This window comes from Haladaptatus marinus, assembly GCF_051194195.1.
This window is the reverse complement of the sequence record NZ_JBLZNK010000004.1, coordinates 204,246-222,329: the sequence shown is the minus strand read 5'-3', so window position 1 is coordinate 222,329 and position 18,084 is coordinate 204,246. Positions and strand designations below refer to the sequence as shown.

General features: G+C 52.5%; 13 protein-coding genes and 1 pseudogene. 9 read left to right on the top strand and 5 right to left on the bottom strand.

Annotated features, from left to right (window positions below; translation table 11 throughout):
• Positions 1-126: 126 nt before the first annotated feature.
• The gene (locus tag ACN2TU_RS15015; RefSeq protein WP_435156479.1) at positions 127-459 is read right to left on the bottom strand and encodes a DUF7344 domain-containing protein; all 333 of its coding nucleotides are present in this window, start codon (positions 457-459) and stop codon (positions 127-129) included.
• A 372-nt stretch (positions 460-831) separates the two neighbouring features.
• Between ACN2TU_RS15015 and ACN2TU_RS15010 the strand changes: the two genes are divergently transcribed.
• The 6 genes and pseudogenes from ACN2TU_RS15010 to ACN2TU_RS14985 all read left to right on the top strand — a co-directional run bounded on the left by ACN2TU_RS15010 (position 832) and on the right by ACN2TU_RS14985 (position 5,766).
• A complete protein-coding gene (locus ACN2TU_RS15010; protein WP_435156478.1) occupies positions 832-1,482 on the top strand; it encodes a helix-turn-helix domain-containing protein in 651 nt (216 codons plus the stop codon).
• Between the two features lie 245 nt (positions 1,483-1,727).
• Positions 1,728-2,087: a DUF7344 domain-containing protein gene (locus ACN2TU_RS15005; RefSeq protein WP_435156477.1), complete on the top strand. Its 360-nt coding sequence runs from the start codon at positions 1,728-1,730 to the stop codon at positions 2,085-2,087.
• Positions 2,088-2,316: 229 nt separating this feature from the next.
• Complete coding sequence (locus ACN2TU_RS15000) at positions 2,317-2,637, top strand: HalOD1 output domain-containing protein (RefSeq protein ID WP_435156476.1); 321 nt, start codon at positions 2,317-2,319, stop codon at positions 2,635-2,637.
• Positions 2,638-2,814: 177 nt separating this feature from the next.
• On the top strand, positions 2,815-3,480 hold the full coding sequence (locus ACN2TU_RS14995; RefSeq protein ID WP_435156473.1) for a hypothetical protein: 666 nt from the start codon (positions 2,815-2,817) through the stop codon (positions 3,478-3,480).
• 301 nt (positions 3,481-3,781) lie between these two features.
• Positions 3,782-3,982, top strand: coding sequence for a hypothetical protein (locus ACN2TU_RS14990; protein WP_435156472.1), 201 nt, complete (start codon positions 3,782-3,784; stop codon positions 3,980-3,982).
• Positions 3,983-4,102: 120 nt separating this feature from the next.
• Positions 4,103-5,766: pseudogene (locus ACN2TU_RS14985) on the top strand (transposase).
• Positions 5,767-6,544: 778 nt separating this feature from the next.
• On the opposite strand, the gene ACN2TU_RS14980 reads toward ACN2TU_RS14985, so the two are convergent.
• Complete coding sequence (locus ACN2TU_RS14980; RefSeq protein WP_435156471.1) at positions 6,545-8,074, bottom strand: 2-isopropylmalate synthase; 1,530 nt, start codon at positions 8,072-8,074, stop codon at positions 6,545-6,547.
• 301 nt (positions 8,075-8,375) lie between these two features.
• On the opposite strand from ACN2TU_RS14980, the gene ACN2TU_RS14975 reads away from it, so the two are divergent.
• Complete coding sequence (locus tag ACN2TU_RS14975; RefSeq protein WP_435156469.1) at positions 8,376-9,653, top strand: RNA-guided endonuclease InsQ/TnpB family protein; 1,278 nt, start codon at positions 8,376-8,378, stop codon at positions 9,651-9,653.
• A 247-nt stretch (positions 9,654-9,900) separates the two neighbouring features.
• On the opposite strand, the gene ACN2TU_RS14970 is transcribed toward ACN2TU_RS14975, so the two are convergent.
• Positions 9,901-10,674, bottom strand: a complete 774-nt coding sequence (locus tag ACN2TU_RS14970) for a TrmB family transcriptional regulator (RefSeq protein WP_435156468.1) — start codon at positions 10,672-10,674, stop codon at positions 9,901-9,903.
• Positions 10,667-14,428: an MMPL family transporter gene (locus ACN2TU_RS14965; RefSeq protein WP_435156467.1), complete on the bottom strand. Its 3,762-nt coding sequence runs from the start codon at positions 14,426-14,428 to the stop codon at positions 10,667-10,669. The genes ACN2TU_RS14970 and ACN2TU_RS14965 overlap by 8 nt, the downstream gene beginning before the upstream one ends.
• Before the next feature lie 440 nt (positions 14,429-14,868).
• Between ACN2TU_RS14965 and ACN2TU_RS14960 the strand changes: the two genes are divergently transcribed.
• Complete coding sequence (locus ACN2TU_RS14960) at positions 14,869-15,462, top strand: LolA family protein (protein WP_435156465.1); 594 nt, start codon at positions 14,869-14,871, stop codon at positions 15,460-15,462.
• Positions 15,463-15,875: 413 nt separating this feature from the next.
• A complete protein-coding gene (locus tag ACN2TU_RS14955) occupies positions 15,876-16,829 on the top strand; it encodes a hypothetical protein (RefSeq protein ID WP_435156464.1) in 954 nt (317 codons plus the stop codon).
• A gap of 15 nt (positions 16,830-16,844) precedes the next feature.
• Here ACN2TU_RS14955 and mct read toward each other — a convergent pair whose 3' ends face one another.
• Entirely contained in the window at positions 16,845-18,005 is a 1,161-nt protein-coding gene (gene mct, locus ACN2TU_RS14950; protein ID WP_435156463.1) for a succinyl-CoA:mesaconate CoA-transferase, read from the bottom strand.
• Between the last annotated feature and the right edge of the window lie 79 nt (positions 18,006-18,084).

Sequence of the window (18,084 nt, the reverse complement as noted above, 5' to 3'; positions counted from 1 at the left end):
GGGCGCTGTTGCTCTCACTACGCGACATTCCACATAAGTTGAGACCAGTGTTTTCAATGCATTGAGTACACTGGCGGAGAAGCTATGCTCCTTCAGAAGTTACAAGATGATTTGTTTGTGGCCCTTTCAGAGCCACCCGTCAGGCAATTCGTCGCGATGATTGTGTATCAATTGAACGAGTGGCCGAATTTCCTCGAATCGAGGACCTTTTCGGATCTGATTTGTCTCTCGATCCCATTCGATAAAGCCCGCGTCCGCCAGTTTCGGGAGATGCGTATGGGTCATCTGGATTTTGAGCTTCTCCACATCCTCGTCTTCTATCGTGACGTCTGCTGGGATTTGCGTGTCCCCGTCGTCTTGTGGATTATGTTCGAGCAGGGCACTGAGTAGCCTTCGGCGATATTTGTTCGAAAGTGCATCGAGACTGACGTCTAAGCTTGGGCGTGGTAGTTCTCTCATAAGTTGATACCCTCCTCTCGTTTTACTGCACGATAGCGCGGTGCTGCATGGCCCGCAATCATAAACAACACTTCGAGCGGTGGAGGGAGTGGTTCCTCGGCAGGCGATTTCGTTCGTGAAGTATGTGGGTTGTCACCAAGAATCTCTCTTCTCATATTCAGTTGATAGAAACGTTATACCTGCAAAAGGACTGCCTTCGCAAGCGATGGCTCTTATACCGGTGACTCTATTTTGGGTGTTTCTCGATTACTCACTTCGGTAGTGAAGCCATGGGGGAGTAAAACCTACATTTACTCCACTCCTAGACCGAGTAGACTGCTCACTATGGTTCGCACAGACTATGGGTGAGAAACGAAATAGGAGATACAGACTATGATTGTGATCGCTGATGTGAGTATTCCGGCCGATGCGTTCCCGTTAGGCCGTATCCTTGAGGAATACCCCGAGATGGAGATCGAACTCGAACGCATCGTCCCGCTGCGCGATGCTGTCATTCCCCTTTTTTGGGTGAGTGATGGCGATACGGAGGCGATCGAAGCAACCCTCAAAGAAGATCCATTGACCAAGAGTGTGAGACCACTCACACAGACTGATTCACGCGTCCTCTACGAGGTCGAATGGAGCCCCGAAGTCAATGGCGTCGTGCAGTCGCTGTTCGATTCCGACGCCCGATTGCTTGAAGCGGAGGGGACCGTCGACGTGTGGGATTTCCGCCTGCAATTTCGCACCCGCAGTGATCTCTCGCGATTTCGCGCCGCGTGCGAGGAGAATGGCATCCCGGTGACGCTGCGACGGTTGTATAATCCGGCGCTCCCGGAGGAAAATGGCCAACTTTCGGCCCGTCAGTATGAGGCGCTTGTCTCGGCCTACAAAGGCGGCTATTTCGAGGTTCCACGCGGAACCTCAATGAGCACGCTCGCTGCCGAATTCGAGATCAGTGACAGTGCTGTCTCTCAACGGCTTCGCCGAGGGACCGCTGCACTCATCGCCGAGACGCTGCTCCCGGAGTATTCTCAGTCTTAGGTCCCCTTCGTTGCTAAAGCCCCTCGTGAGAGATTCTTGTGTCTGGTTATATCGTGAGAGACTCCACGTCCTTTTGGTAACCAGTAGTAGCGGATAACTGCCTGCACAGCTGAAGGTGGTGTGGGTGGTGTGATACTGTTGCCTTCAGTTGTGCAGGTTTGAACTCCAGCAATGAAGATTTTAAGTCATTGATTCCTTCAGTACCGAAGGAAAACACTCTAAGTGCCGGATGCCTACTGACGACCATGGAGCGTGACGACCACCCGTCGGTCGACGAGATCTTTGAGGTGCTCACTCATCCTCGCCGGAGACTCCTCCTTCAGTACTTCAAACACAATTCGAATCCAATCGATCTCGATGATCTTGCGACTCGCGTCGCCCGGTGGGAGCAAGACCCCGCTGCGGTGCCATCCGAAATCGAAATTGACCACGTGCGGACCGCTCTTCACAAAACCCATCTTCCGCAAATTGATGCGGTTGGACTGATCGACTATGATCTCGACAGCCACGCGATTCACTATGATCAATCGCGAATTCGGGCTGCGATGGAAAATGTCGTTAATGTCATCGAATTCCTCTATACGCAGCAGCCCGATTCCAAGTAATCAATAGGTAGTCCAGATGAGTCCAGCCGATTCTCGGTGGGTGAATGTGGCCTTACATATCCGTTACATCACGCTTCTTTGGATACTGTCTGAACGCTTCGTGTGAGGAGCGAATGTTCATCTATCCGACCGATCATCTTCTTCCACACATACATTAGGATGCAAATTTACATACAGAGTGTCTATTTACGACGTTCTCGAATCAATCTGGTGAGAGAGACGCACATTCATGACCAGCCAAGACGATGTCTCTGAGAGCAATATTGGATCACAGAATGCATCGACTATACGAGCACCAAACGACACGGAGTCGGTTACAACCACGATCATCGAGCGTATTCATGCCCATGAAGACATCTCTCCTAACGACCTTCCTCCGCTCTATGAGGTGATTGATCCTGAAGCACTTGATTTGTTGTTCGCGACGAAGCGGGATGGGTCACCCCGATCTACACCGGGGTCTGTCTCGTTTCAGTACCAGGATTATCTGGTAACGGTCACGAGCGAGAACGACGTCACTATCGACCCGCATGGTATCGAGGACTCGTGAAATCGCCAGCGGAAGGGAGGTCACAGAAGTTGAGATCAGCGCACTCAATGCATAGAAATCGGATGAACGAGACCTTTATTACAATATTATACTCATAGCTAAAATGGAATTTCACGACAGGATATTCTTGCTTGTGTCATCGGCATGTACGTGCTCACAATACTCTTTATACCGGAGATGAACCAGACCGAGCAGTCAAGTGTTAATATGGAAAAATGGATAGTCGCATTGCTGAGCGTTACGATGGTCGATAAGAAAACAGCGGCGTGTTTATCTACTGGCTGTGCTACTACTACTTTTAAAGAAAACTATATTATGGCTAAAGAGACCACCGACAAAGAAGGAGAGGCTGCCGAATTTACAACGCTCACGGGAACGATGATTCTTCGAGATGAGGACATCAAGTTCACAGATAGTTTTAGTGTGGGAATGTGGCGAATAGGCATCTACAATCCACTTTGGGGAATTGGTATGCTTCTCCCTGTTATCCTTACTTTTACGCTTACTAGCGCTCCTTTAAGCCGACGGATATTATTTTTAGGAATATTTTACGGAGGCGTTATTTCTATAGGAATTGTCATTGGTGTTCTATCTCGGATATTGACCAATATTCTATCAGATCAACCCAAACAACTCACTAATGGAGAAATCAAAATAGATTCGATAAAGAAAATACAGACAAAACGATCGAAGGTGTTCCCAGAGATAGAAATTAGCCATCGATCTACTGGAGGTGAAGTGAGGATTGTCCGGAAATTTGCGAACAAATCACAATATGATGATCAAATATCTGATATTATATCGGCATTTGAGAAACGAGGAATTCCTTTAGAAGAGGTATAGACATATTCGAGTCACTCTTGAGTAGGTATCACAGCCTCTATTTGAATAAGTAAAGTTCCCTGACTCCGCTGAAATCGTGCATGCTGGCGGTTCTATAGGTCGTGTGGTTTTATCTTCCCCGGCGAACAGAAGTTAAGACTGATGTTTTCAGTGTATAGACTCCCATAGCTTGGGATTGATGACTCAATAGAGAATCAAACCAATTTATACGATGCCGCTTATTTGAAGCTGAATTATTATAATTTAATCAATTGACTAGATTGGCTGAAGACTTATGCCTGATTTTGTTGTATCTTATATTATGGCAAACAACGTAGCCAAATCATACTGGCGTCTCTTTGGGATGACCCTCGTTGCCGCACTGCTTGGGTTTACTATTTGGGCCGTCGCGTTCCCCTCGGTAGACACCATCGTCGCGATCATCATTGCAGCAATTATCCTTGCAATCATGCGCTTTGTCGAAGGGTGTCTCACGTCCAATTCGTCAAAGCCGCCAAACTGATTGACAAATATCAGAACCCGAGTTGATTCTGTTCTAGTCTATACCTATCGTCATGTAGTCCAAGCATCTTTCCAGTGTGTTAGCAGCATTTTTGCTTTTGTAGTGTTTGGCTGGCGGCTGGTGGCATCCACATTCCTCTCTCGGCGTACTGTTTTCAGGACTATCGCAGCAAAATCGTACTACAAGTGGCCTACCTACGATACAACACAGTGGTACGACCGCGGCTCTCTCGGAGCACTTGAAGAGGACATTCGAACTGTCGCAACAGCGTATTTCTCGCACGACGCTTACGATTCAGTCGACAATTTCATCTGCGAATTGCCACTGCAATACGTCAATTTCGATACTCACGACCGATATAGTGGGTCAACAAAATTCGGAATGCGTCTACTCTTCCGCGTGTTTCTGCTCAAGGAAGTCCATGGATGGGAACACGAGACAGCACTTCTCGAGTACCTCGCACAACAGCCTTCAACCCAGCACCAACTCGGATTCGAGACTCTTCCCAATCAGTCGACGCTGTGGCGAACGTGGCACTACCGCTTCCCGACCGATTTGAGAGAGACGATCACCGAGAGCGCACGAACGATTCTCAGACAGGCGGATCGAAGAAACGTCGAAACTCCACGTACACCACCCCGATCCTCTAGTTATCATGTCGTAGATGACGAGAACGATTTCGGTAAACAAACGCTACTCGATAGTGCTGACAAACTCACAGACCACCTTGTACGAGTCGTCTATCCTGCATTCTCGCTCGGCCGTGACTCACACTGTGAAATTCACGCAAATGCGTTCTGGGACTTGCAGACGTATCTCGGGCTGCGCGAGAATTTGGCAGCCAATGAAGGCGCACGGAGTTTCACACTCGACTCCCGACGAGACCGAACGCCGCTCGGACACACTCACCGAACACACCTTCGTGACCTCTCTATCGGCGGAATTCGTAAGATGTATCCTGAGGCAATTGGCCGGTTGTTCGATCGTATTGCGGAGACTGATGCCTTCCATCGGGCTGGAATCGTCGCGATCGATACAACCGAAGATGATCCGTTTACCGGCGACCGTACAGGACATGAGGACGAGATTATCGGAACGAAAGATGGTGAGTATGCCTACCAATGGGCAACGATCCAGCTCGTCGGCAATGCAGTACCGATTGTTTTGGACGCTCGACCGGTTCGAAAGGGTGATTCACGGTTAGAGATTGTACGAGATCTCTTAGATTCGGCCCAAGAGCATGTTCTCGTCGATAATGTCTTGATGGATCGGGAGTTCGATAGTCAGCATATCTGGAGGAGATTGACCAGCGCGGGCTCCGATACGTTGTGCCAAAACGAATGCAGACAAGTGAGCAAGCCCAAGCGAAGCGGTTGATGCAGTGGGATCAGGATCGGTACGTGACCGATCGGAACCTTCTGTTGAACGACGATGAAAGGCACGAAACAACGCTGATCTACCGACGCAGGGACAACTCCGGGGGTACGGATTATCGTCAGTATTCGGTGTTTATGACGAATGGAGAGCCTGAGTTGTTGCGAGAGTATGGGTATCGCTGGGAGATCGAGAGTGGGTATAAGAGCGTCAAACGGTTCATGGCCTCCACGACGTCGAAGAATTTCGTCCTTCGATTCTTCTACTTCGCATTCGCGTGCTTGCTGTCTTCGATTTGGCGTGCTGTTGACCTGCTGGTGCAGTTCGAAGTGACTGGAGAGTACAACCGATCACCGATTGTGACAGCAAACACTGTTCTCACGCTGCTAAAGCGGACTGGAATTAGCTAGGGATCCTGTTTCAAGGCAATGAAGGTTGGGTGAGCAGCGGCAGCTCTGGTTCGAATCATCGTTAATTCGTCCAATAGTTAGTAGCTTGACTAGAAGCGACGTCTATGGTTTAGTTTGAGACGCTTGCAAAGGAGTGGATTGCCCAAAATCGTGCATTCTGAGGTTCCTATAACCTGTGTAGTCTCATCTTCCCATCACTCAATTTCATATAGCAATATGTCATTTATGAATTTGGATTCTCTCGGTACCATCCTTCTATCCTCAAAATTCGGGGAATTCGGCTGTACGCCATTTACTTCCGCCTAATTTAATAATCGGAAGTGAAATCGGGCGGGTCGGTGCCCTCGGCGAAGCGGATTTCGTCACTTGAACCGATTCGCCGTTTGTATCATTGGATTTTCCCGATCTCGATTGAGACAGTGCTAAATAAGCGCGACAGTTCGCCTGATTTCGTTTTGTTTCGTACGATTTGAATCGTCGCGTCGGACAGATCGGTGCAGCATAGTCCGAAGTCGCCTTACAATGCGAATACTACACTTTGACAATTCAATGACTGAAACGCTGGCGGCGTAGACGAGTGCGGCCTCGAGATGTGTCGCCTGATCGCTGGGGTGAGAACCGTATCGATCAGTGCGATCAGGTGGTTCGTAGATGTTTCGCCCCAAGCTGTGTCGATGCGGAGAAGAATCTCACCAATCAGACATTCTCCGAACCACCGTTTGACTCACACTTGGCAAAAATACTGGGTTTCGTCCGAAACGGAGGGTTTTGGCAATCGTTACTCGGTAACTGTGGCGGCTCTCCGATCGGTAGTAAGGAGTTGGTTGAAGGCGTCAAGTATGGCTGTGACGCTAGCACGAGTGATATCCGAATCGCTCGCGTTCACCGACACCGAATGGTCGTTGTTTGACACCTCGACTTCAACGGTGACGAGTGCGTTCGTCCCTCCGGTAATCGCATCGACGTGGTACGATTCGAGCGTTGCATCGATGTCGAGCGCTTTTCGGGTGGCGGTAACGGCAGCGTCGACGGGACCACTTCCGACGCCACTGGCAACGTATTCCTCGCCATTGACGGCCAATCGAATACTCGCTGTTGGTGTCGCACCACCGCTAGTGGCGGTTAGATCCAACAATTCGATAGGTCGGTCACGGTTACGTCCTTGTACCTCGTCGGCGATTGCAAGAAGATCGGTATCGGTGATGCGTCGTCCTCGTTCGCCGATCGTCTTCACTCGCTCCACAACCGTGTTTAGTTCTTCATCAGTCACCTTCACGTCATGTTCTTCGAGTGCCGAACGGACACCCGCTCTGCCGGCGTGTTTTCCGAGCACGAGTCGACGCTCACGACCGACAGCATTCGGAGGATACGGCTCATACATCGCCTCATCTTTGAGCGTCCCGTCAGTGTGGATGCCCGACTCGTGTGCGAAGGCGTTCTCACCGACGACGGCTTTGTTCGGGGCGAGCGGAACGTCGGTCGCCGTCGCGACTGTCTGTGCGAGGTCGTATAGTCGCTCGGTCTCGACCGTCTCGACGTCGTACCCATGATCGAGTGCGACGGCGACTTCCTCTAGTGCGACGTTTCCAGCGCGCTCGCCAACTCCGTTGACGGTTGCATGGACGAGATCCGCTCCGGCCTCGATGCTCACGAGTGCATTTGCCAGGGCTAACCCGAGATCGTCGTGCGTATGGGTACTCGTTGAACCGAGCGGAGCGAGTCGGGAGACGGCGGCCGCTGTGTGTTCCGGGGTCGCGTGTCCGACCGTATCGCAGTAGCAGATGCGGTCAGCACCGGCATCGATGGCAGCGCCCATTAATCGTTCGAGGAAATCAAGGTCAGCGCGCGAACCATCCTCACCGAGCACTTCCAGCCAGAGACCGTGATCTTTGGCGTATTCAGTGAGCGCAACTGTCGTTTCGATCACTTCGTTGCGTGTCGTTCCGACCTTCCCCTCGATGTGGCGATCACTCGCCGGAACCACGAGATTTATGCCGTCGACCCCGCAGTCGAGTGCGAGATCGATATCGTTCTTGATCCCGCGGGCGAAGCTCGTTACCCTCGCGTCGAGACCGAGGTCTGCCACCCTCGAAATCGTTTCTCTTTCGTTGGCTCCCGTGCAAGCGCTACCGGCCTCGATGACATTGACACCGGTAACATCGAGCTTTTGTGCGATCTCAGCTTTTTCGGTAGGCGTAAGTGAGATACCCGGCGCTTGTTCACCGTCACGGAGTGTGGTGTCGAGGAACTGTACGTCCGAATCAGAAAGTGTGTTTGGTTCGGGGAGTACCCCGAATAAATCGACCACTGGTCATGATATCCACTCGTGTGTGGTATCCGGATGCTAATAACTCACACGAGTCTGGCAGATATTGCAATTTGAAGAATGAGAATGTAGTCTTCAGTACGGCACAACATGATGCTCGACGGCGACGAAGCGGGATAACTTACGGAAGATTCGAGGAGAAAGCCTCGCCCTTCAGGGCGGGGATGAATCCAACACAGTACCCAGCAACCGCCGCCGATAGCAGGGCCGGATATTCCACGGATTGTTCCACTTTCACTCCGCACTACGCAGGTATAAGTATTTGTGGTGACATAGGTTACGTATGGCGAAACAGGTCGTTACGCGAACCTACCGCGCCCGTATCTGCAACTACTCGCAGGTGCAAAACGACCTCGATTCGCTCGGATTCGCCGCCAGCAAGCTCTGGAACGTTGGCCGATGGACGGCCCAACGTGTCTGGGATGCGTGCGGCCACATCCCCGGTGCTAACGCGCTTATGACGTACCTCAAGAATCACGAACGCTACGCCGACCTCCACTCTCAGTCGAGTCAACGAGTTCTCCAAGAACTCGGTGAGGCGTTCACCAGCTGGTACGGCAAGCGCCGAAACGGGGACACGAACGCGAATCCGCCCGGCTACCGCAAACATAACGACAACCACCCACGGTCAACGATCACGTTCAAAGCGGCTGGTTTCAAGCACGACACACACAACAACCGAGTTCGTCTCTCGAAAGGCAAGAACCTCAAAGAGGAGTGGTCGGACTTCGTTCTGTGCGAGTACGACTGCATCGGCCCGTCCGACAGAACTATCGAGAACGTTCAGCAGATCCGAGCAGTATACGAACACGGCATCTGGCGGTTGCACATCGTCTGTCGCGTCTCGATTGACGAAGCCGAATCGCCCGGTGATGGCGTGGCAGGCATCGACCTTGGTATCTGCAACCTTGCCACCGTCTCGTACGGCGACGAATCAGTGTTGTACCCCGGTGGTGCGCTCAAAGAAGACGAATACTACTTCGCCAAAAAGCGCGCCGAGACGGACGATTCGGCATCACGCGAAGCCCGCCGCCTCGACACAAAGCGCACCGACCGCCGGACACACTTCTTGCACACACTCTCGAAAGACATCGTATCCGAGTGTTCCAAAAGGGGTGTTGGAACTATCGTTGTCGGTGACCTCAGTGGTATCCGCGACGACGAGAACGGCGACTCTCGAAATTGGGGCAAACACGGCAATCTCGACTTGCATGGATGGGCGTTCGACCGCTTCACGTCGATGCTCGACTACAAGGCCGAAGAACGCGGTATTGCGGTCGTCACGAAGTCTGAACGCAATACGTCGAAAACGTGTTCAGCGTGCGGGCGCTCAGACGACCGCCAGCGTGTTCAGCGAGGCTTGTACGTATGTAAATGTGGGCTGGTTGCGAACGCCGATAGTAATGGTGCGGAGAACATTCGCCAAAAGGTACTCCCGAATCTCGCCACGGATGGCGGCGATAGGGATAACGGCTGGTTGGCACAGCCAGCGGTGCGCTTGTTCGATTGTAGCGAGGGTCGGTTCGCCCCGCGAGAACAGGTTGGTAACCGCGAACCCTAATATCCCAACTCGGGGGAATCCTCGCGCTTGAGCGCGGGGGGATGTCAAGGGAAAGAGCCGACATGACGTTTTTCGAGAGATTAGTGGGTGGAGTCTTCAATCGAGACCGCTCGCTGGATGGTGGATACGCTCGGCATTGAACGGCCAACTACCCACCGACAGTTCTGGGTTTCACGAAGAGATTGAGCGGAGCAGAATTGGAATAATCGTCACCACAACGATTCTCGCCTTCGGCTTATGGATAAATCTACGCGTCGATGAATTTGGAAAACCAGGTTTCCAAAAGCCCGGTCAGGATACTGGCAAACCCAGTTCCGTCGCTCCAGAAGGCAACTTCATTCTGATTCTCATTGTGGATCGGAACAAGAACACTCATAAGAATGACATCAGAATCGATCGCGAGAACTCGACCACTCCGGTCATTGTCATCTGGCTTCATTGGGAATTGACACGCTTCGAGACCTCGATCTTCAAAGAGATCACAAACGGACGGGTTTCCACTCGTGATGAAAACATTGATTCCGTTGGCTTTTGCCTCCAATAGTGCGTCAATTACATTTTCGTCCAACATCTCCGGATCGCGGGCGCCGAAGATAATCCGCCTATTTGCGTTGCTAATGAGTTGGGAGACTCGATCGTTGATCGTTTCCTGCCCTCTGATCGTCCAAATGTCTTCTTGGGTCTCGGTTTCGTCGATCGGCTGTTGTTGCAGGGAATCAAGTGCCTCGAAGGCGCGATCTTGCTCACGTTCGATCTTAGCCTGCAGGTGAGCCCGCGCTTCGTCGAGTCCCACTGCACGGAACTGTTGTGGATTGGATTGCTGAACGTCTACCAGTCCCAGTTCTTCCAACCCTTCGGCGGCTCCATATACTTGTGACCGTGGCACATCGCTGTTTTTGCTGATCTCACTCGCAGCCGCTTTTTCGATCGGCTGCAGGGCGCAAAAGACCTGGGCCTCGTACTTGGAGAGCCCAAGCCGCTGTAGTGCAGCTATCGCGTCGGCTTCCGTCGATTCAGTCATCTGTTGTTCCCATATCGTCCATCGTAGATTTGCTTGCCGATTCAGCCGTCATCACTCCACCTGGACCCAAGTACCGAGTCCACAGGGCGAGAAGGCTGGGAAGCACGAAGACACTCGCAAGGAACGAGTAGATGATTGTGAGACCCGTAATGATCCCGAACTGCTGGAGCGGAGGTAAGATGGCAAACACGAGGACACCAAATCCGCCCACGGTAGTCGCAGCACTGCCGAGGAGTGCCCCTCCAGTACCAGTAACACTCTTTCGCATCGCAACCCACACCGACGCTTGCTCGTCGAGTTCGTGGATGTATCGCTCGCTGAGGTGGATACTGTAGGCGATTCCCAAACCGACGGTCAGGCTGGTGATCAGTCCGGTAATCACGTTGAACGAGATTCCGAGGACATACATCGTCCCGAGAATCCATGAGACGCTGAACGCCACTGGAAGCATGGTGACGAACCCGAGCGTCGCACTTCCATGCAGGAAGTAATATGTGATCATCAGGAAGATGAACGTCGCTCCGAGGGTAATAAGGAGACTTTCGATTACGGAGTTGAGCAGTTGGTCTTGAACGATTTTGAAGATGATCGGCTGCCCCGTTGCGACGGCGTTGAGAGTGCTTTCTTGTTCGACCGTGTCGGCGACCGCTCTCATTTGGTTGCTAACTGCACCACCGCTTGCACTCCCCTTGATCGAGACCGTCATGTGGATTGCCTTATATTGTCCGTCGTCGGTGCGGTAGATGACACCTTTTGCTTGGTCAGGGGCGACCGTATACAGTTTATCGTAGACCGCCTTCAGATTGCGATCCGGAACACCATCTCCATTCGTGTCTGAATTTTGGAAAGTAGTGCTGAACGAATCGTTCTCGCTCGCAACCGACTGCATAACGGAAAGCGGACTGTTGATATCGGGCTCTCCACTGGAGAGAACGACCGTCGAATCTTTTTTCGCCGCTTCGGTTTCAGCTTCGTTGATCGTTTCGAGTGTGGTTGGTTGGGTTATATCACCACGTATCAGTATCTCTGCGTTGGAATCCTGACGCAGGAAATTGTTGTTCACGTAATCCAACGAGGATTTCACCGTATACTCACCGGGAGCGAATGGCTCAGGCAATTCGGTCAGAATCCCCGAGGGATTGCTCGCCAGGAAATCTTCCTGTGAGAAACTCGTGTCTACCTGCGACGCACCAGCACCGCCGAGGACAGTGAGAATCACGGCAATGGCGAGCACAATACGTGGTGCTTTTCGAGCTGCCGTTGCACCGCCAGCGAGCATCGTGCCTAGCCGCCCCCCACCGGTTCCGAACGCCCGTTTCTCTCTGTTCCAGCCACGAGCTTCCAAGGACGCATCGAGTTCGGTTTTGAGAGCGGGAATCAGCACTCCGAAGATGATCAGTGCGGCCGAAATCCCGACCGAACTCACGATACCGAACTGACGAATCGGAGGCACATCACTGACGAGATTGGAGAGGAATCCGATCACCGCAGTAACAGTCACGAGAATCAACGCTATCCCGAGACTCGACAATGTGACCTTCATCGATCGGTTGACACCCTCAATTCGACCACGCTCTTCGCGGTGGCGCATGAAGACGTGAATGGCGTAGTCGATCGAGAGCCCAATGAGTAACACTGGAACCGCGATGAAGATCTGATTGAAGTTAATATTCGCCCAGCCCATAAAGCCGAACGTCCACACGAGAACGAGACCGATACCGAAAAGTCCCAAGACGATGTCGAGAAGATCCCGATAGGCAAATACCAAGACGCCGAGAACGAAGATGATCGCCAGGGGACCAACGATAAGGATACTATCACTCATCGATCGCTGGGTCTCGTCCGAGATAATACCACTCCCGAAGACGAGGACACTCGACTGCTTTGTGTCGAACTGTTCGTGTGCAATCGTCTGCATGGCGAGCTGCGAATTCATGATTCGCTCGCTCGATGTCTGACTACTACTCGTTTCACCTTTCGTCTGTTGAGAGACGACGATCATCGTCGCGTTCGCATCTGTACTCCCAGCTTCGTAGCTGGTTGGCATGAATGCGAACGCGCCACTACCACCGACACTTGAACCGCTTTGACTGGCGTTCTCTGCGAGAATTGTCGTGGTTGCGTTGTCGATTTCCGATTGGTTGTGTGAGTTGAGAATCGCCAGCTGTTCGGAAAGTGTGTAATTAGACCTGTTTTGGAGCTCTTGCTGGTCGTTCTTGAGCCCTTGTCCGTCCTTTTTGAGCGCTTCTTGGGCGTCTTTGAATTCCTTGAACTGCTCTTGGAGCTGTTGGCCTTCTTCCTTGAGCTGCTCGGAATCGTTCTCCAGTTCCTTTTGTGCCGCTTTCAGCTCTTGAGATTCTTTTTCGAGTTGCTGTGAATCCTTCTTGAGTTGTTCCCCGCGCTCTTTGAGTTGCTGTGAATCCTCTTCGAGCTCGGCCTGTCTTTGCTTCAGTTCCAATTTGTCCTGCTGGAGCTCACTGAAAGCTTGCTGTAATTCCGTTCCTTCTTGCTGTAGTTCAGCCGACCGCTCTTCGAGTTCGGCACGTTCTGCCTGAAGCCGTTTTGCTTTTTCTTGGAGTTGTTCGAACTGTTGTTCGAGTTCAGCTTGATCCGACTTGAGTTCAGCCGCCTGCTGTTCGAGCTGTTGGGCATCCGATTCGAGCTCTTGGCGGTCTTGCTGGAGTGCAGCCGATTCGTTTGCAAGCTCGGCTTGGTCAGCTTCCAATTCGGCCTGCTCCTCGCGAAGCGCATCGAGACGTTGTTCATACTCGGTATCGTTGATCGAGCCATTCTGGTGTGCCTCCTCGATGGTGGCTCGCCGTTCCTGCAAACTTTCATTGCGGGCCGCGAGCTCCTGTCGGGTCTGATTAAGTTCTTGGGCACGCGATTCTAAGCTTGCCTGGCGTTGCTCGAGTTCTGCCTGGCTTTGATTGAGCTCCTGAGCACGCTGCGTTAATTCTTGACTCCGGTTGTGAAGTTGTGCCTCGCTCTCGTTCAACTGTTGGGCTTGTTGTTTTAACTCCTGGCCGTCCGCTTGGAGCTGTGCTTTGCTCCGGTTGAGTTCGTTGGAACGTTGCTGGAGTTGTTGCCCACGCTGCTGTAATTCCTTTCCTGCCTCTTTGAGATTCTCGGCGCGCTGTTGAAGCTCCTGTTTGCTCCGGTTAAGTTGGTCGGAACGTTGCTGAAGTTCCTTCCCACGGGTTTGCAGTTCCTCACCTTGTTCTTTGAGTCGGTCACCGCGTTGTTTGAGTTGTTTTTTACTTTCGTTGAGTTGTTCCGAGCGGGTTTGAAGTTGCGTCCCCCATTCGGAGAGATTTTCCTTTCGTTGTTGAAGATCTTCGGCGCGGGATTTGAGGTTCTTCGCTTTGTCTAATTGAGAAATTGTTGTTGCAACGACATTTGCTATCCCGACAGTTGGAGAATCATCGATAAGTGTTTCATTTATCGTGCTATTATTCCTCAATGCTTGCTGTAATTTGATCTGGTTTTTTAGCGATTTCTTTGAGAGTGTATCGTTATTACGGACGATTATTTGAGCACTAGTTGTATTGTTTGACCCTGTCGAGAAGTTCTCATTAATGTAACTCTGAGCTTTTGCTGCCGAGCTACTATCACTTTGAAACGAATCGAGTGAAGACGATTGTCCAACCATCGATGCTCCCGATCCGAGAATCAGAGAAAAGACCAGCAGGACTACAATGAGGAGACGACTGTTCTCGACGATTCCATTACCGAGTTTCTCAGGTAGTGACATTGTAATCACATATCCTTGGGGAACTCAGTTTTGTTTGTAGCGATCTACTCACAACCATTGTTGGTATTCACCTACTCACAAGTTGCTCATATTCTTTCCGAATTTTGAGGAGTATTACTTGAATATGATACAAAAAATCTGGTTTGGCTTCTACATGGATGAAGAATACCAGAGAATGGGGAATGATTCAGACACTCTGACTACCTCTCCATATTATTTTATCAATATTTTTCTCCTAGAGGGGAGGCATAGACTCGGCACTCATTCCGCGCGACTCTGTGAGTACTGGCACTAATGTTATCACTATGATGATGATGATTTGAATACGTTTCCACGAGGTGGTTGCAGTGGTCACAATGTACTGCACCCGTGGTATCTATTCTCAATTTTCATTTTTGGATAAGATACTTCATTAGATATAAATGAATTTTTTGAACTGTATGGTTGCACGAAAATCCCTGCTGGCACTCGGCCTCCTCACCCTCGTTGTCGCCGTCTCGATAAGCGGCTATGCAAACGTTGGGAACACGGCGCTTGCTCAGCACACTTCGACGCCATCGGAATCGACAATTGAACAACGCGCTCTCGGAAACAACACGACCATCAACAGTGTCACCGGAACCGTGACGATAGAGATGGAACAACCCAACAGCACCCAGACAATGACAGCGGACGTCTGGCAGCGCCCACCAAATCACGTTCGTTACGAATACACGGATGGACCGATGGCAGGCGACGTCATGGTCTCAAACGGCTCTAGTGTCTGGATGTACAATGAGACGACAAACACGGCTCGCCATCTGAGCCTCACGGGCGAGAATGCGGGAATGATGCAGAACCTGACCAAGGCATTCCAGCAACTCTCCAATGAATTTACTGTAGTTAGTAGTGGGCGTTGCGGTGGACGTGATGCGGACACGTACAGCGACCAGAATACAATTGAAGTCGCTGCTGACGATATGCCACTATATCAGGATCGGCACAAAACGGACGATACTGGAACCCAACGATTCCAAATCGGGGGTTTTGAGTAGAGAATATATTATCGGTGATGAGATTCCCTCCGAAATGTGTATCCCTGCCGACTACAGTTAGACGTTCGTCATACATATCTCAATAATATTCGAAAATTAATATATCGCCCCTAACGGTACAAATGGGACATGGATTACAGAAACCCTCCCCTGAACTCGCTCGGACAGCCCGTTTGCGGACGTATCGATGGTAACTCCGACGACCCGTGTCAGTGTGTCGTTCCGTTTCCGGGGAGACCGTGTCCGCATCATCGGGCGTGAACTACCCCGCCCTGCTCGGCTTAACAGCCTCGCTGAGGACGGCCCACTGACTGCGTTGAAGCCCCGCTCGGCCGATTGACGTCGCTGAATAGGAACTTTCTCGGGCCAGCATCACGACAAGGCTTATACAACAGTTATCAGTAACCTCGAATATGCGCCGCCGTACCCTCCTCGCGTCCGGAACCAGCATACTCACCGCGGCGATGGCTGGCTGTTCCACGCTCAATTCATCCGGTTCGTTGAAACTCTCGGTGGGAAAAGCCTCGGCTGCTCGGTTTTCGATGACCGCCGTGACCGACGCCGAACTGCCCGCAAAACTGCTCTACACGATCGATTCGAGTGACGAGAACGTCCGACTTTTCGACCGGATTCTCGACGGTGGGACGACCGTCGAAGCGACCCACCCACCGCTTCCATCGATTCAATATCTCTGCTACGACGACGCGGTTTACGAACTGTCCCAGACCATTACCGACCGGACGCCAGCAACGCGCTATTCCGTGAGAGTCGACATCGTCGAGGGGTCGGTAGACGACTCCGAAACGATACGATTTGCCGACCTGCCAGCGGTTGACCGACAGGCATTCGCCGAAAAGGGACTCGCGAGCGGCGAGACCATCGGCATCGGAACTGGATTCGTCTACACGGATGCCGAACGGAAGCAATCGGCGCTCGTTCCCGAATCTGACTATTCGGTTATTACGTGGGAGGACGGTTCGAAAGCGAAGTGGGCCGTCGATGATGCGTCCGAGACGACGATAAACTCCCATCGGTACACCGCCGAGCGAGTCGCCGCTACCGGGGAGTACGGCCAAAGGATACGGGAAGAGTTCGCGTTTGAACTCTCGGAACTATCGGAGGCCCAGCGTGAAATCGTTGATACAGCCATCGAAAAGTCCACCTACCGTGTCGCTCCGGAGAAAACCCCACCAGCCGAATTCATCTCGCTCGCACGTCGATTTCGGGAACACGACCATCCGACGCCGTTCGGTCAGTACAGGGAACAGGATTTGAACGGGACGTATCTCGTGGGGTTCGACGGTAGCATTTATTGGACGGTTCTCATGGTTCGGGATGTGTCGTTGCTTTCCGAAACGCAACAGTAAGCGGCGGACACTGTATCAGCTGTCGGCTTCGGACGGTTCGCCGAGCAGTTCCTCGCGGTGTTCGTCCAGTAGCGGCGCGCGAGTGCCGGGTTCCGGTGGTGTTTCGCTCATCTTGATGGGTGACCCCGCGATGGTCACGTGTTCGTCTGCCCCCGGTTGTTCGACGCCCACGAGCATGTTGCGGGCCTCAACGTGGTCGTCTTCGAATACGTCCGCTACGTCTTGCACCGGTGCACAGGGAACAGACCCTTCGAGCACCGCACAGACGTCATCGGCGGTTCGGTCGGCCGTCCATGCGCCGAGTTCCTCACGGAGCAACTCGCGGTTTCGCAGTCGGTCGGCCGTGGTGGGGTAGTCGGCAGCGAGGTCGGGACGCTCCATCTCCTCGCAGAGTGCAGTCCAGTGATTGTCGCCGAACGCGGCGATGACGACGTAGCCGTCACTGGTTTCGAACGCGTTGTAGGGAAATAACGTCGGATGGGAGTTTCCGCGGCGGTTCGGCACCTCGCCGGTGTACGAATACTGATAGACCGTGCGCTCGCACAGCGAAATCATCGAATCGTACATTGCGGTATCGACGTACTGCCCCTCGCCAGTTCGGTCGCGGTGGTGGAGCGCGGCGAGGATACCGATGGCATTCAGCGTGGCCGTGAACACGTCGCCGATGCCCGGGCCGACTTTCGTCGGCGGGCCGTCTTCGTCGCCGGTAATCTGCATCACGCCGCCGAGGGCTTGGGCGATGAGGTCGAACGAGGGCTGGCCTTGGCGACCCGTTTCGCCCGTGCGCGGGTCGCCGAAACCGCGGATGGAGGCATACACCAGTTCTGGATTCCGCTCGCGGAGGGTTTCGTATTCGAGGCCGAACTTCTCCATCGTCCCGGCGCGGAAGTTTTCGACGACGACGTCGGCATCGTCGGCCAATCGGAGGAAATCCGCGCGGTCATCCTCGTCGGACAGGTTGAGTTCGAGACTTCGCTTGCCCCGGTTGATGCTCTGGAAGTACCCGCCGTAGGCATCGTCGTCCCCGACGAACGGTGGATTCGGTCTGATGAGGTCACCGCCGGGACGTTCGATTTTCACCACGTCGGCCCCCAAATCCGCGAGCAACATCGTGCAGTACGGTCCCGCGAGCACCTGTGTGAGATCGAGAACGCGCAGGTCATCGAGCGCTGGCATCGCTCCATCCGTCGACAACTCGAAACAAAAATCTTCCCAATTAATAATGTGATTTGTGAATTAGGCACACACTAGCTCC